This is a genomic window from Stenotrophomonas sp. CASM114 (genome assembly GCF_049384325.1).
Classification (GTDB): Bacteria; Pseudomonadota; Gammaproteobacteria; order Xanthomonadales; family Xanthomonadaceae; genus Stenotrophomonas; species Stenotrophomonas muris.
Map to the genome: position 1 here is coordinate 85750 of NZ_JBMRGJ010000006.1, position 22245 is coordinate 107994.

General features: G+C 66.3%; 18 protein-coding genes and 1 tRNA gene. 17 read left to right on the forward strand and 2 right to left on the reverse strand.

The window, feature by feature from the left end; all coding sequences use genetic code 11:
- Positions 1-34: 34 nt before the first annotated feature.
- From ftsH to VG566_RS08845, 14 genes are all read left to right on the forward strand, one after another.
- Positions 35-1969: an ATP-dependent zinc metalloprotease FtsH gene (gene ftsH / locus VG566_RS08780; protein ID WP_005409015.1), complete on the forward strand. Its 1935-nt coding sequence runs from the start codon at positions 35-37 to the stop codon at positions 1967-1969.
- 99 nt (positions 1970-2068) lie between these two features.
- Positions 2069-2254: a hypothetical protein gene (locus VG566_RS08785; RefSeq protein WP_014646713.1), complete on the forward strand. Its 186-nt coding sequence runs from the start codon at positions 2069-2071 to the stop codon at positions 2252-2254.
- A gap of 469 nt (positions 2255-2723) precedes the next feature.
- Positions 2724-3620, forward strand: coding sequence for a dihydropteroate synthase (folP, locus tag VG566_RS08790; protein WP_241884371.1), 897 nt, complete (start codon positions 2724-2726; stop codon positions 3618-3620).
- Positions 3620-4573, forward strand: a complete 954-nt coding sequence (gene miaA / locus VG566_RS08795) for a tRNA (adenosine(37)-N6)-dimethylallyltransferase MiaA (protein ID WP_241884372.1) — start codon at positions 3620-3622, stop codon at positions 4571-4573. The genes folP and miaA overlap by 1 nt, the downstream gene beginning before the upstream one ends.
- 96 nt (positions 4574-4669) lie before the next feature.
- The gene (hfq, locus tag VG566_RS08800) at positions 4670-4945 is read left to right on the forward strand and encodes an RNA chaperone Hfq (RefSeq protein ID WP_004152891.1); all 276 of its coding nucleotides are present in this window, start codon (positions 4670-4672) and stop codon (positions 4943-4945) included.
- 14 nt (positions 4946-4959) lie between these two features.
- Complete coding sequence (gene hflX, locus VG566_RS08805) at positions 4960-6270, forward strand: ribosome rescue GTPase HflX (RefSeq protein WP_049405705.1); 1311 nt, start codon at positions 4960-4962, stop codon at positions 6268-6270.
- A 119-nt stretch (positions 6271-6389) separates the two neighbouring features.
- Positions 6390-6884, forward strand: a complete 495-nt coding sequence (locus tag VG566_RS08810) for a CinA family protein (protein ID WP_005409020.1) — start codon at positions 6390-6392, stop codon at positions 6882-6884.
- A gap of 34 nt (positions 6885-6918) precedes the next feature.
- On the forward strand, positions 6919-8601 hold the full coding sequence (gene ubiB, locus VG566_RS08815) for a 2-polyprenylphenol 6-hydroxylase (RefSeq protein WP_032962195.1): 1683 nt from the start codon (positions 6919-6921) through the stop codon (positions 8599-8601).
- A 205-nt stretch (positions 8602-8806) separates the two neighbouring features.
- Positions 8807-9442: a transcriptional repressor LexA gene (gene lexA / locus VG566_RS08820; protein WP_032962190.1), complete on the forward strand. Its 636-nt coding sequence runs from the start codon at positions 8807-8809 to the stop codon at positions 9440-9442.
- Positions 9443-9646: 204 nt separating this feature from the next.
- Positions 9647-10684, forward strand: a complete 1038-nt coding sequence (recA, locus tag VG566_RS08825) for a recombinase RecA (RefSeq protein ID WP_005412937.1) — start codon at positions 9647-9649, stop codon at positions 10682-10684.
- Between the two features lie 110 nt (positions 10685-10794).
- On the forward strand, positions 10795-11286 hold the full coding sequence (gene recX / locus VG566_RS08830) for a recombination regulator RecX (protein WP_046429917.1): 492 nt from the start codon (positions 10795-10797) through the stop codon (positions 11284-11286).
- Between the two features lie 109 nt (positions 11287-11395).
- Positions 11396-14044, forward strand: coding sequence for an alanine--tRNA ligase (gene alaS, locus VG566_RS08835; RefSeq protein WP_241884373.1), 2649 nt, complete (start codon positions 11396-11398; stop codon positions 14042-14044).
- Positions 14045-14191: 147 nt separating this feature from the next.
- Positions 14192-14395 carry a carbon storage regulator CsrA gene (gene csrA, locus VG566_RS08840; protein ID WP_004152909.1) on the forward strand — a complete coding sequence of 68 codons (204 nt, stop codon included), beginning with the start codon at positions 14192-14194 and terminating at the stop codon, positions 14393-14395.
- Between the two features lie 78 nt (positions 14396-14473).
- Positions 14474-14566: transfer RNA gene (locus VG566_RS08845), tRNA-Ser, on the forward strand.
- 59 nt (positions 14567-14625) lie between these two features.
- On the opposite strand, the gene VG566_RS08850 is transcribed toward VG566_RS08845, so the two are convergent.
- A complete protein-coding gene (locus VG566_RS08850) occupies positions 14626-16956 on the reverse strand; it encodes a TonB-dependent receptor domain-containing protein (protein WP_241884374.1) in 2331 nt (776 codons plus the stop codon).
- A gap of 221 nt (positions 16957-17177) precedes the next feature.
- Between VG566_RS08850 and VG566_RS08855 the strand changes: the two genes are divergently transcribed.
- Positions 17178-17660: a LuxR family transcriptional regulator gene (locus VG566_RS08855; RefSeq protein WP_075076276.1), complete on the forward strand. Its 483-nt coding sequence runs from the start codon at positions 17178-17180 to the stop codon at positions 17658-17660.
- Positions 17661-17711: 51 nt separating this feature from the next.
- On the opposite strand, the gene aceE is transcribed toward VG566_RS08855, so the two are convergent.
- The gene (gene aceE, locus VG566_RS08860) at positions 17712-20387 is read right to left on the reverse strand and encodes a pyruvate dehydrogenase (acetyl-transferring), homodimeric type (RefSeq protein WP_241884375.1); all 2676 of its coding nucleotides are present in this window, start codon (positions 20385-20387) and stop codon (positions 17712-17714) included.
- Between the two features lie 320 nt (positions 20388-20707).
- On the opposite strand from aceE, the gene VG566_RS08865 reads away from it, so the two are divergent.
- Both VG566_RS08865 and VG566_RS08870 read left to right on the forward strand, forming a co-directional pair.
- A complete protein-coding gene (locus VG566_RS08865; RefSeq protein ID WP_129407560.1) occupies positions 20708-21223 on the forward strand; it encodes an RNA polymerase sigma factor in 516 nt (171 codons plus the stop codon).
- Entirely contained in the window at positions 21220-22242 is a 1023-nt protein-coding gene (locus VG566_RS08870) for a FecR domain-containing protein (protein WP_241884376.1), read from the forward strand. Before VG566_RS08865 ends, VG566_RS08870 begins: the two co-directional genes overlap by 4 nt.
- Positions 22243-22245 lie beyond the last annotated feature (3 nt).

Sequence of the window (22245 nt, forward strand, 5' to 3'; positions counted from 1 at the left end):
GCCAGCACTGAGAGGAACACCGGAGCCAATGAGGATGAACGACTTGACCAAGAACCTCCTGCTATGGGTGGTCGTCGCCGTCGTGCTGATGGTGGTCTTCCAGAGCTTCTCGCCGAAGTCCTCCGGGGCCGGCGCGCAGGGCGCGTCGTACTCGCAGTTCCTGGACCAGGTGGACAGCGGCAACGTGCAGAAGGTCGCCTTCGGCGGCGACATGCGCGGCGGCACCAGCCAGCTGACCTACACCACCCGCGGTGGGCAGTCGTCCACCATCACCGCGCCGTTCGATCGTGACCTGATCAACGTGCTGCGCACCAAGAACGTGGAGATCGTGCAGGAGGAGCCGTCCAGCGGCATTTCCCTGGGCGCGATCCTGATGAATTTCCTGCCGGTCATCCTGATCATCGGCTTCTGGTTGTTCATCATGCGCCAGATGCAGGGCGGCGGCGGCGGTGCCAAGGGCGCGATGTCCTTCGGCAAGTCGCGCGCCAAGCTGCAGGGCGAGGACCAGATCAAGGTCACCTTCGCCGACGTCGCCGGCTGCGACGAGGCCAAGGAAGAAGTGGGTGAGCTGGTCGACTTCCTGCGCGACCCGTCCAAGTTCACCAAGCTGGGCGGCAAGATTCCGCGCGGCGTGCTGATGGTGGGCCCGCCGGGCACCGGCAAGACGCTGCTGGCCAAGGCCATTGCCGGCGAAGCCAAGGTGCCGTTCTTCTCGATCTCCGGTTCGGACTTCGTGGAAATGTTCGTCGGCGTGGGTGCCAGCCGCGTGCGTGACATGTTCGAGCAGGCCAAGAAGCACGCCCCGTGCATCATCTTCATCGACGAAATCGACGCCGTCGGTCGCCACCGTGGCGCAGGCCTGGGCGGTGGTCATGACGAGCGCGAGCAGACCCTGAACCAGCTGCTGGTCGAGATGGATGGTTTTGAAGGCGGCGAAGGCGTGATCGTGATCGCGGCGACCAACCGTCCGGACGTGCTGGATCCGGCGCTGCTGCGTCCGGGCCGTTTCGATCGCCAGGTGGTGGTCGGCCTGCCGGACGTGAAGGGCCGCGAGCACATCCTGAAGGTCCACATGCGCAAGCTGCCGCTGGCCGACGATGTCGAGCCGATGGTGATCGCACGTGGTACCCCGGGCTTCTCCGGCGCCGACCTGGCCAACCTCTGCAACGAGGCGGCCCTGTTCGCCGCGCGCGGCAACGAGAAGGAAGTCCGCATGGACCACTTCGACCGTGCCCGCGACAAGATCCTGATGGGTGCCGAGCGCCGCTCGATGGCCATGAGCGAGGACGAGAAGACCCTGACCGCGTACCACGAAGCGGGTCACGCCATCGTCGGCCGCCTGGTGCCCGAGCACGATCCGGTCTACAAGGTCACCATCATTCCGCGCGGCCGTGCGCTGGGCGTGACGATGTACCTGCCGGAAGGCGACAAGTACTCGATGAACCGCGTGGCGATCCAGTCGCAGCTGTGCTCCCTGTACGGCGGCCGTGTCGCCGAAGAGCTCATCTTCGGCGAGGACAAGGTCACCACCGGCGCCTCCAACGACATCGAGCGCGCAACCAAGATGGCCCGCAACATGGTCACCAAGTGGGGCCTGTCGGAGCAGCTCGGCCCGATCGCCTATGGCGAAGAGGACGACGAGGTGTTCCTGGGGCGTTCGGTCACCCAGCACAAGAGCGTGTCCAACGACACGGCGCGCCGGATCGACGAGGAAGTGCGCAACATCCTCGACAAGGCCTATGCCCGCACCACCCAGCTGTTGACCGAGAACATCGACAAGCTGCATGCGATGTCGCAGTTGCTGCTGCAGTACGAGACCATCGACGCACCGCAGATCGACGCCATCATGGAAGGCCGCGATCCGCCGCCGCCGGCGGGCTGGAGCAAGTCGAACAAGGACGGTGGCAACGACAAGGGCGGCGACGCCCGCCCGCTGCCGCCGATCGCAGGCCCGGCCGAATCGCATTGACGGCCCGCTGCACGTGACACCAGACGAGGCCGGGGAAACCCGGCCTTGTCGTTTCTGGGCCTTCGGCCCCTTCCGAACCGAACTGATGCTGGAGCCTGCATGTCCGCCCCGAAGCCTGAACCGATTTCCCACACCGCCGAAATGATCATCGCCACCGTGGTCGGCGTGGGCGTAGGGCTGGGCGCCGACAACCTGCTGCTGGGCTGCGTGGTGGGTATCGGTGTCGGCATCGTGCTGAGCATCGCCAGAACCCTGTACGTGGACCGCAAGCGTCGGCGGCGTTGACGGCGCCGCGGCAGGGCTGCGCCCTGCACCCGCGGTAGTGCCGGCCGCTGGCCGGCAACCTCAGCAGCAACAGCAACAGCAACATTCCGTGGGTTGGCGGGGCGGTGTCGGAGTGCGGGGACGCCGTGAACCCATCCATGGGGGCTTGGCAGCCGCATCCATACGGCTGACACCCCGCCCTCCGACACCGCCCCACCTCTGACAGATTCCGGCCGCTGTTGGCAGGTGTCGACCTTGGTCGACACGGTAGATCCACGCCATGCGTGGATGAATCTCTGTCAGATATCGAATCAATTCGGGGTCAGATCCGTTTTCCGTAGGAAAACGGATCTGACCCCACGCCATCCCTCAGTACACCTGCTGTTGCTTCGGCTGTTGCTTCGGCTGTTGCTGTAGCCCGGGCCTCTGCGGGTGCAGGGCGCCGCCCTGCCGAACTAAACTACCCGCCGTCGTCCCTGCAGGATTGCCCATGTTCGATACCTCGCCCCAGCTCGATTGCGCCGGCCGCATCCTGCGCCTCGACCGTGCCCGGGTCATGGGCATCGTCAACGTCACCCCGGACTCCTTCTCCGATGGCGGCGCGCATGACACCACCGAGGCTGCGGTCGCCCATGGCCTGAAGCTGGTCGAGGAGGGCGCCGACCTGCTCGATATCGGCGGCGAATCGACCCGCCCGGGCGCTGCGCCGGTCCCGGTCGAGGAGGAGCTGCGCCGGGTGATTCCGGTGATCGAGCAGCTGGCCGCCCGCACCCGGGTGCCGATCAGCATCGATACCTTCAAGCCGGAGGTGATGCGCGCGGCGGTGGCCGCTGGCGCCGGCATGATCAACGACATCTTCGCCCTGCGCCAGGGCGGTGCGCTTGAAGCTGCCGCCGAAACCGGCGTGCCGGTGGTGCTGATGCACATGCAGGGCGAGCCGGGCCACATGCAGGCCGATCCGCACTACGACGACGTGGTCGCCGAGGTGCATGGTTTCCTGGTGCAGCGCCTGTTCGCTGCCGAGATGGCAGGCATCGTGAAGAAGAACCTGCTGATCGATCTCGGTTTTGGCTTCGGCAAGAGCACCGCCCACAACATGACCCTGCTGGCGCGTTCGGAGCGCTTCCTGGAGCTGGGGGTGCCGGTGCTGGCCGGCCTGTCACGCAAGCGCAGCCTGGGGGAACTCACTGGCCGCGACACGCCCTCCGAACGCGTGGCGGCTTCGGTGGCCGCGCACCTGATCGCGGTCCAACGTGGCGCGCGCATCGTGCGCGTGCATGACGTGGCGGCCACCGTCGATGCGCTGAAGATCTGGCAGGCAGTGGAGGCCGTGCCGACGCCCCGTGCCGACGCTGCGCCGACGATCCTCTGGCCGGACGAAGACTGATGGGCGTCGATCGGCGGCCGCTGGCGATCGCCGTGATGGGGCCGACCGCCAGTGGCAAGACCGCCACCGCAATCGCTTTGGCACAGCAACTGGACGGCGAAATCGTCAGCGTCGATTCGGCGCTGGTATACCGCCACCTGGACATCGGCTCGGCCAAGCCTGATGCGGCCGAGCGTGCACAGGCGCCGCACCATCTGCTGGACCTGCGCGATCCCTGGCAGACCTATTCGGCGGCCGAGTTCGCCGCCGATGCCGGCCGGGTCGTGGCCGACATCGTGGCACGCGGCAAAACGCCGATCCTGGCAGGTGGCACGGGGCTGTACTTCCGGGCCCTGCTGCAGGGCCTGTCGCCGATGCCGGAGGCCGACCCGGTGATGCGCGAAGCACTCAGCACCGAGGCGGCCGAGCGGGGCTGGGCGGCATTGCACGCAGAGCTGGCCGAGGTCGATCCGGCCGCCGCGGCACGCATCCATGCCACCGACCCGCAACGCATCCAGCGGGCACTGGAGGTCTATCGCCTGACCGGTACGCCCATCACTGAATGGCAGCGCCGTCCGGGCGTAGCGCGGCTGCCGGTGCGCACCCTCAAGCTGATCCTGGCCCCGCGTGACCGCGCGGTACTGCACCAGCGCATCGAGGCGCGCTTCGACACCATGCTGGCGCAGGGCTTCCTGGACGAAGTGCGGGCACTGCGCGCGATGCCGGAAATGGCCGCCGTGGAGGCCCCGTTGGACCTGCCGGCGGTGCGTGCGGTCGGCTATCGCCAGGCCTGGGAGTACCTGGACGGGGAGGGGGATGCCGCCCGTTTCCGTGACAAGGCGATCTTCGCCACCCGCCAGCTGGCCAAGCGCCAGCTGACGTGGCTGCGCGGCGAGCTTGATGCGCGTTGGTTCGACCCCCATATCGACCAGGAGCGCCTTGCCGGCGCGGTGTCGGCCTTCGTCGCACGCTGAACCCCCGCCAGCCGTGTAACATCATCGGTCGGCGGGCGGCTCGGGGGCCGTGGCAACCGTCGGCAACCCAATAAGAACAATAATCAGGAGTGTGCAATGTCCAAGGGGCAATCGCTGCAGGATCCTTTCTTGAACGCACTGCGGCGCGAGCGCGTGCCGGTTTCGGTGTACCTGGTGAACGGCATCAAGCTGCAGGGCACGATCGAGTCGTTCGACCAGTTCGTGGTCCTGCTGCGCAACACGGTCAGTCAGATGGTCTACAAGCACGCCATTTCCACGGTGGTTCCGGCACGCAACGTGAAGGTCGGTCCGGGCGGTGGTTACGTGCAGTCGGGTGAAGGTGGTCAGGCAGGTGATGAAGCAGACGAGTAATACCGGAGCGGTGAATGTTTGACCGCTCGAAAAAGGGCGAACACGCCCTGTTGATCCAGCCCCATTTCGGCAAGCTGGAAGACGATGTGCTGGAAGAGTTCGGTGATCTGGCCCGCTCGGCTGGGGCCAGCATCGCCGCGACGATCACCGCGCGCCTGGACCGTCCGAATCCGTCAACCCTGATCGGCAGCGGCAAGCTGGACGAGATCAAGGCCGCCGCCGATGCCAGTGGCGCCGACCTGATCCTGGTCAACCATGCGCTGAGCCCGGGTCAGGAGCGCAACCTGGAACGCTTCCTCGAGCGCCGGGTGATCGACCGCACCGGTCTGATCCTGGACATCTTTGCCCAGCGTGCACACAGCCACGAGGGCAAGCTGCAGGTCGAGCTGGCGCAGCTGCGTCACCTGGCTACGCGATTGGTGCGCGGCTGGACCCACCTGGAGCGCCAGCGCGGCGGTTCGATCGGCCTGCGTGGCCCGGGTGAAACCCAGCTGGAAACCGACCGCCGCCTGTTGCAGAAGCGGGTCGAGCAGCTGCAGAAGCGCCTGGAGAAGGTTGAAGTGCAGCGCACCCAGATGCGCCGCGCGCGTGTGCGCAGCGAGCTGCCGCGCGTGGCCCTGGTGGGCTACACCAACGCCGGCAAATCGACCCTGTTCAACGCCATGACCGGCGCCGAGGCCTATGCCGCCGACCAGCTGTTCGCCACGCTGGACCCGACCGTGCGCCGCATCGCGGTCCCGGGCGGCAGCGTGGTGCTGGCCGACACCGTCGGTTTCGTCCGCGACCTGCCGCATGATCTGGTCGCCGCGTTCCGCTCGACGCTGTCCGAGGCGCGCGAGGCCGATTTCCTGCTGCATGTGGTCGACGCCGCCGATCCGCACCGCGAGGAGCGCATCGCCCAGGTGGACGAGGTGCTGACCGCGGTCGGTGCCGGTGACCTGCCGCAGCTGCTGGTGTTCAACAAGATCGACCGCATCGACGGTGCCGACGTCCGCCACGATGGCCAGGATGGCGTGCCCGACGAGTCGCGTCGTGAACGTGTCTGGATTTCCGCGCGTGACGGGCAGGGCCTTGAGCTGCTGCAGGCAGTGCTGGGCAAGCGCCTGGGCCTGCAGCACGTGACCGGTGAATTGCGCCTGCCGCCGGATGCCGGGCGCCTGCGTGCGCGCCTGCACCAGCTGGAAGTGATCCGCAGCGAACAGGCCGATGAAGAGGGCTGGCTGCTGCAGGTGGACCTGCCGATTGCCGAAGCCGAGAAGCTGGCCGCCAGTGCCGATGGCGCGCCGATCCGGGCGCTGCTGCCGGAGAAACTGCCGGAGTGGTGAGCTAGCGGCCCATGGCTGGTAGTGCCGGCCGCTGGCCGGCAACGCAATCGTGCCCGAGGGGCGCGACATCCGCCTGTCATCTGCGGTACAACGGGGTTCTTCACCCCACCGTCATGCCGATGTCCATCCCCACCGACGCCGATCTCAATGCCCAGTCCGCCGCGCTCGGGCAGCGCCTGCAACAGGCCTCGCTGCAGCTGGTCACGGCCGAAAGCTGCAGTGGCGGCTGGATCGCCAAGTGCATGACCGACATCGCCGGTTCTTCGGCGTTCTTCGACTGCGGCATGGTGGTCTACAGCTATGAAGCCAAGCAGCGCCTGCTGGGCGTGCGTGCGCAGACGCTGGAACAGTTCGGCGCGGTCAGTCGCGAAACCGTTCTGGAGATGGTGTCCGGTGCGCTGGTCAACTCCGGTGCCGGCATCGCCGTGGCGGTGACCGGTATCGCCGGCCCCGGCGGTGGCAGTCCGGACAAGCCAGTTGGCAGTGTCTGGATCGGCTGGAAGCGCCGCGGTGGCTACGCCCGCGCCGAGCTGTTCCAGTTCGATGGCGACCGCGAAGCCATCCGCCGGCAAACCGTGGCGGCGGCATTGCGCGGTATCGACGCCCAGCTGTGACATGCTGCTCCGGTAATCGTCCGGAGCACGCATGATGTGGGAAACGCTGGGCACGGTCCGTGACCTGGGCCGACTGCAGGAAATCGCCGTTGTCCTGATCCGCTACGGCTTCGGCGACGTGGTGCGGCGCATCGGCCTGGCCAGCACGCTGGAGCGGGCAGGGCGCCTGTTGCACTGGAACGAGGACCGGCAGGAACTGCTGCGGATGACCGCACCGGTGCGCGTGCGCAGTGCGATGCAGGATCTTGGCCCGACCTTCGTCAAGCTTGGCCAGGTGCTGGCAACGCGCGTCGACCTGTTGCCGCCGGAGTGGATTGCCGAGCTGTCCGAACTGCAGAACGCGGTGCCGGCCCTGCCGTACGCCGAGATCCGCGGGCAGCTCGAAGCCGACCTGGGCGCGTCGCCGGCGGAGGTATTCGCCTTCCTTGACGAAACCCCGATGGCCGCCGCCTCGCTGGCGCAGGCCCATCGCGCGCGGCTGCATGATGGTCGTGAGGTGGTGCTGAAGGTGCGGCGTCCCGGCATCCGCGACGTGGTCGAGGCCGACCTGCGGCTGCTGGCGCGGCTGGCCGAGATCGTCGAGGCCCGGTTGCCGGACCTGCGTCGCTATCGCCCGGCCGAGGTCGTGCAGCAGTTCACCGTATCGCTGCGCCGCGAGCTGGATTTTGCCGCCGAATGCCGCAATGCCGAACGCATCGCGCGCAACTTCAGCGGCCGTGACGACATACTGATTCCGAAGGTGCACTGGCAGTGGACCTGCGAGAGCTTGAACGTGCAGGACTTCGTCGACGGCATTCCCGGCCGCGATCTGGCTGGCGTCGATGCGGCGGGCCTGGACCGGCGCGAGCTGGCGCGGCGTGGTGCCGGCATCGTGCTCAAGATGGTGCTGGAGGACGGCAGCTTCCACGCCGATCCACACCCCGGCAACATCATCTACCTGCGTGACGGCCGCATCGGCGTGATCGATTTCGGCATGGTCGGCGCGCTGTCCGAAGTGCGCCGCTTCCAGGTCGCGCAACTGCTGCACGGCCTGGTCGAGCAGGACCCGCAGGGCGTGGCCGACGTGCTGCTGGACTGGGCCGGCGGCGTGGAAGTGGACGAGAACCGGCTGCAGCACGACATCAGCCAGTTCGTCGACCAGTACCGTGGCGTGCCGCTGAAGGACCTGCGCATCGGCCTGATGCTGGGCGACATCACCCAGCTGCTGCGCAGCTACAGCCTGACCCTGCCGGCCGACCTGGCACTGATGATCAAGGCCTTCCTGACCCTGGAAGGCATGGGCCGGCAGCTGGATCCGGATTTCGACATGGCCAGCGCCGCCCGCCCGTTCCTGGAGCGTGTGGTGCTGCAGCGTTATGCGCCCAGGGCGCTGCTCAAGCGCGGCCGGCGCAGCCTGTTGGGCCTGGTCGACTTCGCTGGCGAGTTGCCGCGCGACCTGCGCAAGCTGGTCCAGGCGGCGCGCCGTGGGCGCCTCCAGCTGAAGGTGGAGACCACCGCGCTGCAGGGCTTTGGCGAGCAGGTGAACCGGGCCGCGAACCGACTGGTGGTGGGCGTGATCACGGCCGCGCTGATCATCGGCTCGTCGATCGTGATGCACAGCGTCGGCGGGGTTTCCAGCCGCTGGTTGCTGGCGCTGGGCGTGTGCGGATTCATCGGCGCCGGCTTCTGCGGCGTATGGATCCTGGTTTCGATATGGAGAAGCGGCAAGCACACCTAGTGTGCTTGCCGCAGCGGTTCCCGCTGGGAACCACGGAATCGCGCAGCGATTCCTGTAGCGCCGACTGCCAGTCGGCTGCATTTGCTTTTGCCCGCCGGCCGGGCGTTCGCGCGCTTGCCGAGCGTGCCTCGGCCCAACAGGCACGCACCATCCCGTATCGCCCCGGCACTTGCAGTCGCGCATATTAGTAGTAATACTACTAACCATGGACCTGACCGACACCCAGCAGGCGATCCTGCAGTTGATCGCCGAGCGTATCGAGAGCGAAGGCGCACCGCCGTCGCAGACTGAAATCGCACGCGCATTCGGCTTCAAGGGCGTGCGCGCGGCCCAGTACCACCTGGAAGCCCTGGAGCAGGCCGGTGCGATCCGTCGCATCCCGGGTCAGGCCCGCGGCATCCGCCTGGTGCAGGCACCGCCGGTCGAGAAGCTGGCCGAGCCGGGCCTGGCCGACAGCGTGCTGCGGCTGCCGGTGCTGGGCCGGGTTGCGGCCGGCCTGCCGATCGGTGCCGACATCGGCTCGGACGATTTCGTGGTGCTGGACCGGGTGTTCTTCTCGCCGGCGCCGGACTACCTGCTGAAGGTGCAGGGCGACTCGATGATCGATGAGGGCATCTTCGACGGTGACCTGATCGGCGTGCACCGCACCCGCGACGCCCATTCCGGGCAGATCGTGGTGGCCCGCATCGATGACGAGATCACGGTCAAGCTGCTGAAGATCGCCAAGGATCGCATCCGCCTGCTGCCGCGCAATCCCGACTACAAGCCGATCGAGGTGCTGCCGGATCAGGACTTCGCGATCGAGGGCCTCTATTGCGGCCTGTTGCGGCCCAACCGTTGACCCGTTCCGTAGCGCATTACCCCGCGGTCTTTTGTGGCGATTCTCTGGTTCCACTGAGGTTGGTACGGATGTCCGATAATTCTTTTCAGAGCGCCGGGCAGAATCTCAGCCTGTGCGATACGTCCGACTTAAAGTGAACCCATGGCAAAGAAGACCCCCAAAGACAGCAACTCCAACGACACGACCTCTGCAAGGACCAATCCGATGGACGAGAATAAGAAGCGCGCCCTCGCTGCAGCTCTGGGCCAGATCGAAAAGCAGTTCGGCAAGGGCTCGGTGATGCGCATGGGCGACCGCGTGGTCGAGCCCGTCGAAGCCATCCCGACCGGTTCGCTGATGCTCGACATCGCGCTGGGCATTGGTGGTCTGCCGAAGGGCCGTGTCGTTGAGATCTACGGGCCGGAATCCTCGGGCAAGACCACCCTGACCCTGCAGGCCATCGCCGAATGCCAGAAGATGGGCGGCACCGCGGCCTTCATCGACGCCGAGCACGCGCTGGACCCGATCTACGCCGCCAAGCTGGGCGTGAACGTGGACGACCTGCTGCTGTCGCAGCCGGACACCGGTGAGCAGGCGCTGGAAATCGCCGACATGCTGGTCCGTTCGGGTTCGGTGGACATCCTGGTGATCGACTCGGTCGCCGCGCTGACCCCGAAGGCCGAAATCGAAGGCGAGATGGGCGACCAGCTGCCAGGCCTGCAGGCCCGCCTGATGAGCCAGGCGCTGCGCAAGCTGACCGGTAACATCAAGCGCTCCAACACCCTGGTGATCTTCATCAACCAGCTGCGCATGAAGATCGGCGTGATGATGCCGGGCCAGAGCCCGGAAACCACCACCGGCGGCAACGCGCTCAAGTTCTACGCCTCGGTCCGCCTGGACATCCGCCGTATCGGCGCGATCAAGAAGGGTGACGAGATCATCGGTAACCAGACCAAGATCAAGGTCGTCAAGAACAAGCTGGCACCTCCGTTCAAGCAGGTCATCACCGAGATCCTGTATGGCGAAGGCATCAGCCGTGAAGGCGAGCTGATCGACATGGGTGTGGATGCCAAGCTGGTGGAGAAGGCTGGCGCCTGGTACAGCTACGGTGAAGAACGCATTGGCCAGGGCAAGGACAACGCCCGCGGCTACCTGCGCGACAACCCGACTGTCGCCGCCAAGCTCGAGGCCGAGCTGCGCGAGAAATTCCAGCCGGCCGAAGCGGCCCGCGAGGAAGGCGACGACGAAGGCGAAGACGAATAAGGCTTGCTGTGGGGCAGGGTGGCGCCGTCAGTGACGTCGCCCTGCCCCGCAGGTTCGAATCGCCCAGGGATGGGCTGGGCGCCACGGATGGCGCCACCCTTGGAGTACCCATGTCCGACGCCGAAGACATTCCGACCGGCCGCAAGCGCCGGCCTCGTGAGCAGACCCCCGTGCAACGGGCGTTGGGCCTGCTGGTCCGCCGCGAGCACTCGCGCAAGGAACTCACCCGCAAGCTGACCTCCCGTGGCATCGAAGACGAAGCCGCGCAGGCCGCTGTCGCCAAGTTGACCGAGGCCGGCTGGCAGGACGACACCCGTTTTGCCGAGAACCTGGTGAGGATGCGCGCCAACACCGGTTATGGGCCGATCCATGTCCGCGCCGAGCTGGGGACCCATGGCCTGGACAGTGCCGCGATTGCCGCAGCGATGGACAGCTACGAAGGCGACTGGCAGGAAAACGCCCGTGATCTGGTCCGCCGACGCTTTGGCGAGGCCGGCCCGCAGGACCTGACGCAGCGGCGCAAGGCTGCCGATCTGCTGGCCCGGCGGGGCTTCGACGGCGACAGCATCCGCCGCGCGACCCGCTACGACCCGGATGACTGAGACTGGCGGCGCCGGGCCTGATACCCTTTAGGTTTTCGGCGGTCCGTCGCGACCCTGGCCAACGCGGCCGGTGGTCCGGGTCCGCCGGCCCGCAGACTGCCAGCCCCCAATGAACGCATCCGCCAAATTCACGACATCCCAGATCCGCAGCGACTTCCTTGAATTCTTCAAGGGTAAAGGCCACACCATCGTGCCGTCGGCGCGGCTGGTGCCGGGCAATGATCCGACCCTGCTGTTCACCAACTCCGGCATGGTGCAGTTCAAGGACGTGTTCCTTGGCGCGGAAAAGCGCAGCTACGTGCGCGCGGCCGACGTGCAGCGCTGCCTGCGCGCGGGCGGCAAGCACAACGACCTCGACCAGGTCGGCTACACCGCGCGCCACCACACCTTCTTCGAAATGCTGGGCAACTGGTCGTTCGGCGACTACTTCAAGAAGGACGCGATCGCCTGGGCCTGGGAGCTGCTGACCCAGGTCTGGAAGCTGCCGGCCGAACGCCTGCTGGTCACCGTGTACCAGACCGACGACGAAGCCTACGAACTGTGGCGCGACATGGTCGGCGTTCCGGAAGAGCGCATCGTACGCATCGGCGACAACAAGGGCGCGCCGTTCGCTTCGGACAACTTCTGGCAGATGGCCGACACCGGCCCGTGCGGCCCGTGCACCGAGATCTTCTACGACCACGGTGATCATATTGCCGGTGGTCCCCCGGGTTCCCCGGACGAAGACGGCGACCGTTTCATCGAGATCTGGAACCTGGTGTTCATGCAGTTCGACCGCCAGCCCGACGGCACCCTGGTGCCGCTGCCGGCACCGTGCGTGGATACCGGCATGGGCCTGGAGCGCCTGGCGGCGATCCTGCAGCACGTGCACACCAACTATGAGATCGACCTGTTCCAGGCGCTGATCCGCAAGGCTTCCGAGCTGACCGGCACCGCCGACCTGGAGAACAAGTCGCTGCGCGTGATTGCCGACCACATCCGTGCCTGTTCGTTCCTGATCGTCGATGGCGTGCTGCCGTCCAACGAAGGCCGCGGTTACGTGCTGCGCCGTATCATCCGCCGCGCCCTGCGCCATGGCTGGATGCTGGGTGTGCGCCAGCCGTTCTTCAGCAAGCTGGTGCCGACCCTGGTCGAGCAGATGGGCGAGGCCTATCCAGAGCTGCCGGCGGCGGTGGACACCGTCACCCGTGCGCTGCAGGCCGAAGAAGAGCGTTTCGCCGAAACCCTCGACGCCGGCATGAAGATCTTCGAGGACGTGGCCGGCAAGGCCAGCAATGGCGTGATCCCGGGCGTTGACGCGTTCCGCCTGTACGACACTTATGGCTTCCCGCTCGACCTGACCCAGGACATCGCGCGCGAGCGCGACCTGACCGTCGACATCGCCGGCTTCGATGCCGCGATGGAACAGCAGCGCGAAACCGCACGGGCGGCCGGCAAGTTCGGCGGCGGCGTGACCCTGCCGGCCGAGCTGGTGGCAACGCTGAGCCCGACCCTGTTCCTGGGCTATGACCGCCTGCAGGCCGACGGCCTGAGCGTGCTGGCCCTGCTCAAGGACGGTCGTCCGGTGCAGTCGGCCGATGCCGGTGATTCGGTCATCGTCATCACCAACCAGACCCCGTTCTATGCCGAATCCGGCGGCCAGGTCGGTGACACCGGCGTGCTGGCCGGCAACGGCGTGCGCCTGGCGGTGGAGGACACCCAGAAGTTCGCCGGCCAGTTCCATGGCCACGTCGGCACCTTGTCCGAAGGCGGCCTGAAGGTCGGCGATGTACTGTCCGGCCAGGTCGATGGCGAGCGCCGTGGCGCCACCATCCTCAACCACTCGGCCACCCACCTGCTGCACGCCGCGCTGCGCGAAGTGCTGGGCACCCACGTGCAGCAGAAGGGCTCGCTGGTCGCGCCGGACCGCCTGCGTTTCGACTTCTCGCACTTCCAGCCGATCAGCGCGGAAGAGCTGGCGGTGATCGAGCGCAAGGTCAACCAGCAGGTGCGTGCCAACAACGCCGCTGAAGTGCACACCATGGCCATGCAGGAAGCGCTGGACTTCGGCGCGATGGCCCTGTTCGGCGAGAAGTACGGTGAGCATGTGCGCGTGCTGAAGATGGGTGACTACTCCACCGAGCTGTGCGGTGGCACCCACGTCAACCGTACCGGCGACATCGGTCTGTTCAAGATCACCTCCGAGGGCGGTGTTTCCGCCGGCGTGCGCCGCATCGAGGCGGTTACCGGCCAGGGCGCCCTGGACTACGTGGACGCCGAAGAGGCCCGCCTGGCCGAGGCCGCTGAACTGCTCGGTGGCAGCGCTGCCGACGTGGTCGAGAAGATCCGTGCCCTCGGCCAGCGCCAGAAGCAGCTGGAACGCGAACTGGAGGCCGTGAAGGCCAAGGTCGCGGCCGGTGCCACGGCCGACCTGTCCGGTCAGGCCGTCGAGGTCGCCGGCGTGAAGGTGCTGGCTGCCCGCCTGGAGGGCTTCGACGCCAAGGCCCTGCGTGACGGCATGGACCGCCTGAAGCAGCAGCTGGGCGACGCGGTGATCGTGCTGGCCGGTGCCCAGGACGGCAAGGCCGCCCTGGTCGCGGGTGTGAACGGCAGCGCAATGGGCAAAGTCAAGGCCGGGGAACTGTTGTCCCATATCGCCGGTCAGATCGGGGGCAAGGGCGGCGGACGCCCGGACCTCGCCCAGGGTGGTGGCGAGGACGGGCCCGCCCTTGCCACTGCGCTGGCTGCAGTCGTCGAATGGGTCAGCCCCCGCCTGTGATGAACCCCGCCGTCCCCCTCCTTGTAGGAGCGGGACGGCTGACGGTACCATTGCGAATCTTTTCCCTTTGTCGTGGTAGCGCTTCTTGACGGAGCGTCAAGCCGGTGGGGGATACCCTTCCACACGGTTCCATGGAGACTTACAAAAATGTTGATCCTGACTCGCCGCGTCGGCGAAACCCTGATGATCGGTGACTCGGTGAGCGTCACCGTGCTTGGCGTCAAGGGTAACCAGGTGCGTATCGGCATCACTGCGCCGAAGGACGTCGCTGTGCATCGCGAAGAGATCTACCAGCGCATCCAGCGTGGTGATGAAGCCGGTGGCACCGGTAGCGAAAATTCTGCCGAATAACGCTTTACCTTCGCACTCGATTAACGTTATGATTCACGCCCCGCTGAGGTGCAACGCACCAGACGCGGAGAATACCCCGGAGTGATGCCCGAGTGGCCGAAGGGGCTCCCCTGCTAAGGGAGTATAGGGTCAAAAGCTCTATCGAGGGTTCGAATCCCTCTCACTCCGCCAGATACAAAGAAGCGCCTGCAGATCCTCGATCTGCAGGCGTTTTTCTTTATGGCCGGCCTTCAGAGCCGTATCGTCACGCCGACCTGGAAGCCCCGCCCCGGCAGGGGCGCGATGTACTTCAGCGGCGAGTTGTGCGGCCGCGCTTCTTCATTGAGCAGGTTGCTGCCATTGACGAACACTTCCACGCCTGCGATGTAGCTGTTGCGCACTGGAAGTTCGCGGCTGACCTGCAGGTCGACCAGGTTGAATGCGTCGAGCGGAATTTCCTCACTGACATTGCGACCCAGGTACTTCTGCGCGTCGTAGTAGGTGCTGGACAGTTGTGCCTTCCAGCCTTCGCGCTGCCACTGCAGGTTGGCGCCGTAGCGGTTGGTCGGCATGTTCGGCAGATACTCGCCGTCGTTGTGGGCGCGCAGCGAATCCGGGTGGTCGGCCTTGTTCTTCACCAGGTCGGCGAAGGCGGAGACGTTCAACGTGCCATAGCGGCCCAGGTCCAATGCCTGCGACGCGTCGATCTCGAAGCCCTTCACCGTGGTGTCGGTCTGCTTCCAGTACTTCAGCGGCAGGCGGTTGGCGGTCTGCAGGCCGGAATAGCCGAGGTAGAGGTAGTTCTCGTACCGCATCCGGTACGCGGTGGCCGACAGTTCGAAACCACCAAGGTGGAACAGGCCGGTCAGTTCCAGGTTCTTCGCGCGCTCCGGTTCGAGGTTCTGGTTGCCTTCTTCCTGGGTCATCACCGAATAGTGAGCATTGCTCGCGTACAACTCGTTGATCTCCGGTGCGCGCTGCGAGGACGAGTAGCGCACCTTGGCGGCGAACAACGGACCGAGCTCGACGTACGAGCCGAGGCTGTAGCTGTTGAGCCGGTAGTCGCGGTCCTGCAGTTTCGTGTTGGCGGCATTGCGCGCGATCTTGAAGCGGCTTGGTTGCAGGTCATGGTCAACGCGCTCGTGGCGCACGCCAGCGTCGAAACTGGCCCAGCCGAAGTCCAGCGTCTCCTTCAGGAACACCGCGTTGCTGCGGGTGTCGACGTCAGGCAGGTAGCGCAGCGAGCCACTGCCGGTGACATCACGCGACTGGTGGCTGAAACCCAGCATGCCGCTGAGCGGACCGACGCGCTGATGGCTGAGCAGCAGCTCGGCCTGGGTGCTCTCGAAATCGTAGTCGTTGGCGCGGGTGGCACCCAGCCGCTCGCCCGAGGTGTTGTCCAGCTTGGAAACGCGCAGTTCGGCGCGCTCGAACCACGGCAGCGGATTGCGCAGCAGGGCTTCCAGTGCATAGCGTTCCTGCTTGATCACCACCCCCACCGGCAGCCCGTTGGCATAGTTGGAACCGAACGACAGGTTCTGCATCGAGAACCCCGGCACGCCGTACTCGCTGTCCTTGGCATCGATGCTGATACCCACGTAACCACGGTCGAAGAACAGGGTCGACCCGAGCGCCACCTGCGAATTTCTCGCGTAGCCGTTGCCCAACCGGTGATGGTAATCGGGCGTCACGTCGTTGTTGATCTGCTTCTGCACGTACGAAGGCGTGCCGGGTACGTAGGCCGGGTTGACCGGATTGATGTAGGTGCGGCGCTGCCAGACCGAAGTCGGATTGTTGGTGTAGAACGAGAATTCACCATCGGCCCAGTCAGGATTCTCGGTCATGAACTGGTCGATGTAAGGCTGCGAGGCCTTGTTGTAGATCTGCTGTACGCGTGCTTCCTTCTGGCAGCTGTCGGCCAGCGCCGAGTTGACGCCGCCTGTCGGCGGGAACAGTCGGGTGTTGCAGACACGGGCCTTGCTGTTGCCGGGGATGTCGTAGTGCGAGATGCGCTGGCGCGAGACCTGCAGGTTGGTCGAGAGGTTGCGCTGGTTGTTGAAGTTCATGCGGAAGCCCTGCGCATCGGCGGCATTGAAGCCCTTGCGCAGGACCAGTTCCATCGACTGGTCCTTGTCTTCCATGCTGCGCGAGATCAGGCCCGAATCGATCTCCACGCTGCCGCCGATCGCATTGCCGCCATAGCGCACCGTGTCCGAGGACTTGTTGACGGTGACGCTGCGCACGAACAGTGGATCGAACGGAATGTTGATGTCGCCGCTGATCGCGTTCATGCCGAGGATGGACTGGCCGTCCTGCAGGATCTGCACGCGGTTGCCACTGAGGCTGCGGATGACCGGGGCGCCCGCGTTCGGCCCGAAGGCGGTGCTCTGCACGCCGGAGACGTGTTCGAGCAGGCCGCCGAGGGTGCGGTTCTGCGCCTGCGGATTGTCGACGGTGACCCGGCTGTCGATGCGCGAGGGCTGGGAGGCCTGGACCTGGAGGGTGGGGAGGGTGGGTTCGTCCGCGGCCTGGGCGGTGTGGACGGCGAACAGAATGGCAGCAGCAAGCAGGTGGCGACGCATGGCAGGACTCGTGAAGGCGAAGTGAAATGTTATAACGTAACTCTTTGTATCGGCAAGGACGGATGAGACCTTGCCGCCAGACCGAAATCGCGGGGGCGCGAATGAGGTTGCCGCGTGTTCAGCGCCCCGCCTTGCGCCGGGCGCCGATGCTGTGCACGATCCGAGGCGCTGCGCCCCACAACGCGTCACGCAGAATCTTCTTCACTGGAACGGAGCAACGTATGAAGCTGTTGTCCGCTGTGTTGTTGTCTGCGCTTTCACTCCCCGCCGTTCCGGCGCTGGCAGTGGAGACTTCGCCTTCCCCCCTGCTGGGGCGCTGGTCGCTGGATATCGCCACGTCTGCGCTACCCGAAGCGCAGCGCCCGAAGCACGTGGTGCTCGAGTTCAAGGACGCCGGTGGTGGCCGCTGGAGCTCGCACGTGGACATCGTCCTGAACGACGGCAAGACCATGAAATCCGACGGCACGCTGGCCCTGGATGGCACGCCCGGCGCCCTGTCCGGCACCTATGGCGCGGACAAGGCCAACCTGAAACTGCCTGCACCGAACACGCTGGTGATGCAGCTGGTGGACCATGGCACGCCGGCCTCCACCCGCATCTACACCGTGGCGGATGACCAGGCGACGATGACCGAGACCAAGGCGTTCTACGGTCATGACGGTACGCCGATCCTGCAGACCAACCTGTTCAAGCGCATGCCGTAGCGATGCTGCATTCACCACGCCCGCAGGGCAGGCGTGGTGAATGCAACGGCCCTACACGGCGGCGGCCGGATCGCGCTTGCCGGTGTCGATGCCGTACTTGTCGATCGCGTCCTGCATCCGCGAGCGTTCGATGCGGCCTTCGTCGGCCAGCGACTTCAGGGCCGCCAGTACGATGAAGTGGCGATCCACTTCGAAGAACGTGCGCAGCGATTCACGCGTGTCGGAGCGGCCGAAGCCATCGGTGCCCAATGCGGTGAAGCGGCGGTCGTTGATGAAGGGACGGATCTGGTCGCCGACGATCTTCATGTAGTCGGTGGCCACCACCACCGGGCCTTCATGACCCTGCAGGCATTGCTGCACGTAGGGCACGCGCGGTTCTTCGGCCGGATGCAGCAGGTTCCAGCGCTCGGCGGACAGCCCGTCGCGGCGCAGTTCGGTCAGGCTGGTCGCGCTCCACACATCGCTGGCGATGCCGAAGTCCTGCTGCAGCAGGTCTGCCGCGGCTTCCACTTCGCGCAGGATCGAGCCGCTGCCCATCAGCTGCACGCGTGGCTGCAAGGCGTTGTCGGCGGCTGCCGGATGCAGCAGGTACAGGCCCTTCAGGATGCCGGCTTCGGTGCCTTCGGGCAGTGCCGGCTGCGGGTAGTTCTCGTTGAGTACGGTGATGTAGTAGTAGATGTCTTCCTGGTCGACATACATGCGGCGCAGGCCGTCGTGGATGATCACCGCCAGTTCGTAGTTGTAGGTCGGGTCGTAGGACACGCAGCTCGGAATCACCGACGACAGCACGTGGCTGTGGCCGTCATCGTGCTGCAGGCCTTCGCCCATCAGCGTGGTGCGGCCCGACGTGGCACCGAGCAGGAAGCCGCGGGTACGCGCGTCGGCAGCGGCCCAGGCCAGGTCACCGACGCGCTGCAGGCCGAACATCGAATAGAAGATGTAGAACGGAATCGTGGCCAGGCCGTGGTTGCTGTAGGCAGTGCCGGCGGCGATCCATGAACAGATCGCACCGGATTCGTTGATGCCTTCCTGCAGGATCTGACCGTCCTTGGCTTCCTTGTAATAGCTCAGCTGGCCGGCATCCTGCGGGGTGTACAGCTGGCCCAGGTAGGAGTGGATGCCGATCTGGCGGAACAGGCCTTCCATGCCGAAGGTGCGCGATTCATCGGGCACGATCGGAATCACCAGCTTGCCCAGATCCGGGTCCTTCAGCAGGCTGGTGAGGATGCGCACGAAGCCCATGGTGGTGGACTGGCCGCGATCGCCACTGCCCTGCAGCTGGGTGTTGAAGATCGACAGCGGCGGCAGCGGCAGCGGATCCACCTTGGCCAGGCGCGCCGGCAGCTGCCCACCCTGGATGCGGCGGCGTTCGGCGAAGTAGGCGGCCTCGGCGCTGCCGGGTTCCGGGCGCAGATAGGGCATTTCCTCCAGCTGGTCGTCGCTGACCGGCAGGTTGAAGCGGTCACGGAAGGCGCGTACTGCATCGGCGCTCATCTTCTTCAGCTGGTGGTTGATGTTCTGGCCTTCGCCGGCTTCGCCCATGCCGAAACCCTTGACCGTCTTGGCCAGGATCACCGTCGGCCGGCTGCGGGTGTTCACCGCCTGCTGGTAGGCGGCGTACACCTTCTGCGGATCGTGGCCACCACGTGCCAGCGCCCAGATGTCGTCGTCGCTCATGTGCGCGACCAGCTCCAGCAGCTCGGGGTAACGGCCGAAGAAATGCTCGCGCACGTAGGCGCCGCTCTGCGACTTGAAGGTCTGGTAGTCGCCATCCACGCATTCCATCATGCGCTGGCGCAGCAGGCCGCTGTGGTCGCGGGCCAGCAGGTCGTCCCAGCCACTGCCCCAGATCAGCTTGATCACGTTCCAGCCGGCCGCGCGGAACGCGCCTTCCAGTTCCTGGATGACCTTGGCGTTGCCGCGCACCGGACCGTCCAGGCGCTGCAGGTTGCAGTTGACCACGAATACGATGTTGTCCAGCCGCTCGCGGCCGGCCAGCGAAATCGCCGCCAGCGATTCGGGCTGGTCCATCTCGCCGTCGCCGAGGAAGGCCCAGACCTTGCGGTCCTGGTGCTGCTTCAGGCCGCGGTACTCGAGGTAGCGCATGTAGCGCGCCTGGTAGGCGGCGGTCAGCGGGCCCAGCCCCATCGACACGGTGGGGAACTGCCAGAACTCCGGCATCAATCGCGGGTGCGGATACGAGGACAGGCCTTCGCGACCGGCTTCGCGGCGGAAGTTGTCCATGCGCGCTGGATCGATGCGGCCTTCCACGTACGCGCGGCCGTAGATCCCCGGCGCGGAGTGGCCCTGGATGTAGATCATGTCGCCGTCGAAGGTGTCAGTACGGCCACGGAAGAAATGATCGAAGCCCACGTCGTACAGGACAGCCGCCGACTGGTAGGTGGCGATGTGGCCGCCGACGTTGGAGTGCTTGCCGGCACGCAGCACCATCACCATCGCATTCCAGCGGATCATCGCGTTCAGGCGGCGCTCGATGGCCAGGTCGCCCGGGTAGGCCGGCTGGCGCTCCGGCGGGATGGTGTTGACGTAGGCGGTCCACGCGCGCGCATGCAGGTCGCCGTGCCGCTGCGCATCCAGCTCGCTGAGCTGGTCGATCAGGTAATGCGCGCGTGGCCGGCCACCGGCCTGCATCACCGCCTCCAGTGATTCCCGCCACTCCCGCGTTTCCAGCGGGTCGGTATCGAAGGGGGTCAGGGCTTGGTTCATGAGTGTCTCCAGAGGGCGCCGGCTCTGCCTGGGCGACAACACCGGCAGGGCGCACAGCACTGGAGCGGGGTCGCAATGGCGGGGCCGTGACGCGAAGGGCGACCGTCGCGGCCACCGGGGAGGCAAGCGTAGGCCCGGCCCCGCGGCTTCGATAGGCGGGCCTGGCTTGGATCTCTGGCAAGCAAGGGTTGGCAGGGTGCGCCGTATCATGGGCGAATGTGCCGGGCGGAGAGTGCCTGGCATGGCCGCCTGCTGCAACGCCACTGTCATCGATGGCCGTCACCCTGCGGGGCTTTCCAGCCTCGGGGTGTTGGCCGGCCGTGAACAGCGTGAGGATCTGGGAGAAGAGCTACGCGCTGCGCCGACGGCTGCTGCGTGGCTTCTTCCTGCGTCGCGGTTCTGCCAGCGAAGACGCCGAGGACCTGGCGCAGGAGGTATACCTGCGGCTGCTGCGGGCCACCGGCGAGAATGCCGCAGCGATCGAGAACCCGGAGGCCTACCTGTTCACGGTCGCGGCCAACCTGGCACGCGAGCACGCGCGCGCGCGTTTGTCGCTGCCGCCGCTGGAAGACGTGGATCAGCTGGCCGAAGTGCTGAAAAGCGAAGAAGACATCGAGGGTGAGTTCGAGCGCGCGCAGCGCTGGAACGATATCCGCATCACCATCGCACGTCTGCCGGCGACCACGCGACGGGTGATGGAGCTGCATTACCGCGACGGGCTGGACTGCCCGGCAGTCAGCCAGCAGTTGCAGGTGTCGGTGCACATGGTGCGCAAGCACATCGGCAAGGGGCTGGAGGCCTGCAGGAAGGCGCTGGGCGCCAGGGAGCACGCATGAACCGGAACGCATCGCCCATGGCCGACGACACGCTCGCCTGCGAGGCAATGGACTGGTTCCTGCGCAATCGCGAGGGAGTGCTGGACGAGGCCGAGCGGGTTGCGTTCCTGGACTGGATGAAGCGCTCGCCGGAGCACGTGCGCGCCTACATGCACGCCCTTGCGTTGCACCGGCAGGTGGGCGAGGCGCTGCAATCGCCGTTGCCTGACGACGCGGCGGTTCCACCGCGGCAGGTCGCCGCCAAGGTGGTACCGCTGTTCGGTAGCGTGCACGCGCCGCCGCGCGCTGTGCCGCGTCGCGGTCGTGCGCGCTGGTGGGTGGCGGCTGCCGCAGCCTGTATCACCCTGCTCGGCGTGGGCCTGGTTCCGCAGGTGATGCCCACCGAGCAGCTTTACAGTGCCGGACAGGGTGAACTTCGCGACCTGGTGCTGCCCGACCAGACCTTGGTGCGGCTCAACGCGGACAGCCGCCTGCGGGTACGCATGGGCTGGTTCAGCCGCAAGGTGGAGCTGCTGCAGGGTGAGGCAACGTTCGACATCGCCCGCGACCGCCGTCCGTTCGAGGTGGCGGTGAACGGCCTGGAGATCCGCGACATCGGCACGGTGTTCGATGTGTCGCGACGGCTGCAGAGCACGCGCATCGGCGTGGTCTCCGGCGAGGTGGAGGTATGGAGCCGGGGTGCGGACGCCCGGCGTCTTGCGCAACTGCGCGAAGGCCGGGTGGTGCAGGTCGACGCGCGCAGCCATGCGGTCGAGTCATTGGACCTGCCATTGTCGATGCTGCTGGATTGGCAGCAGCGCAAGGTGTCCTTCCTGGATGAGCGGCTGGACGAGGTGGCCGCTGCCTTCAACCGGCACAACCAGGTGCAGGTACGCGTGCTGGACGAGGGTGCGGCATCGGCACGGTTGTCCGGCAGCCTCGATGCGCATCGCATCGGTGCGCTGCAGGCCTTCCTCGAACGTGACCCGCGCTTCGTGGTGAGCCGCGAGGGCGACACAGTGCGGGTTGGCAGCCGCTGAGGC

Bases quoted from the DNA above. Each gene is read 5' to 3' on its own strand.
- ftsH (WP_005409015.1), top strand. From the start codon at position 35: ATGAACGACTTGACCAAGAACCTCCTGCTATGGGTGGTCGTCGCCGTC.
- VG566_RS08785 (WP_014646713.1), top strand. From the start codon at position 2,069: ATGTCCGCCCCGAAGCCTGAACCGATTTCCCACACCGCCGAAATGATC.
- folP (WP_241884371.1), top strand. From the start codon at position 2,724: ATGTTCGATACCTCGCCCCAGCTCGATTGCGCCGGCCGCATCCTGCGC.
- miaA (WP_241884372.1), top strand. From the start codon at position 3,620: ATGGGCGTCGATCGGCGGCCGCTGGCGATCGCCGTGATGGGGCCGACC.
- hfq (WP_004152891.1), top strand. From the start codon at position 4,670: ATGTCCAAGGGGCAATCGCTGCAGGATCCTTTCTTGAACGCACTGCGG.
- hflX (WP_049405705.1), top strand. From the start codon at position 4,960: ATGTTTGACCGCTCGAAAAAGGGCGAACACGCCCTGTTGATCCAGCCC.
- VG566_RS08810 (WP_005409020.1), top strand. From the start codon at position 6,390: ATGTCCATCCCCACCGACGCCGATCTCAATGCCCAGTCCGCCGCGCTC.
- ubiB (WP_032962195.1), top strand. From the start codon at position 6,919: ATGTGGGAAACGCTGGGCACGGTCCGTGACCTGGGCCGACTGCAGGAA.
- lexA (WP_032962190.1), top strand. From the start codon at position 8,807: ATGGACCTGACCGACACCCAGCAGGCGATCCTGCAGTTGATCGCCGAG.
- recA (WP_005412937.1), top strand. From the start codon at position 9,647: ATGGACGAGAATAAGAAGCGCGCCCTCGCTGCAGCTCTGGGCCAGATC.
- recX (WP_046429917.1), top strand. From the start codon at position 10,795: ATGTCCGACGCCGAAGACATTCCGACCGGCCGCAAGCGCCGGCCTCGT.
- alaS (WP_241884373.1), top strand. From the start codon at position 11,396: ATGAACGCATCCGCCAAATTCACGACATCCCAGATCCGCAGCGACTTC.
- csrA (WP_004152909.1), top strand. From the start codon at position 14,192: ATGTTGATCCTGACTCGCCGCGTCGGCGAAACCCTGATGATCGGTGAC.
- VG566_RS08850 (WP_241884374.1), bottom strand. From the start codon at position 16,956: ATGCGTCGCCACCTGCTTGCTGCTGCCATTCTGTTCGCCGTCCACACC.
- VG566_RS08855 (WP_075076276.1), top strand. From the start codon at position 17,178: ATGAAGCTGTTGTCCGCTGTGTTGTTGTCTGCGCTTTCACTCCCCGCC.
- aceE (WP_241884375.1), bottom strand. From the start codon at position 20,387: ATGAACCAAGCCCTGACCCCCTTCGATACCGACCCGCTGGAAACGCGG.
- VG566_RS08870 (WP_241884376.1), top strand. From the start codon at position 21,220: ATGAACCGGAACGCATCGCCCATGGCCGACGACACGCTCGCCTGCGAG.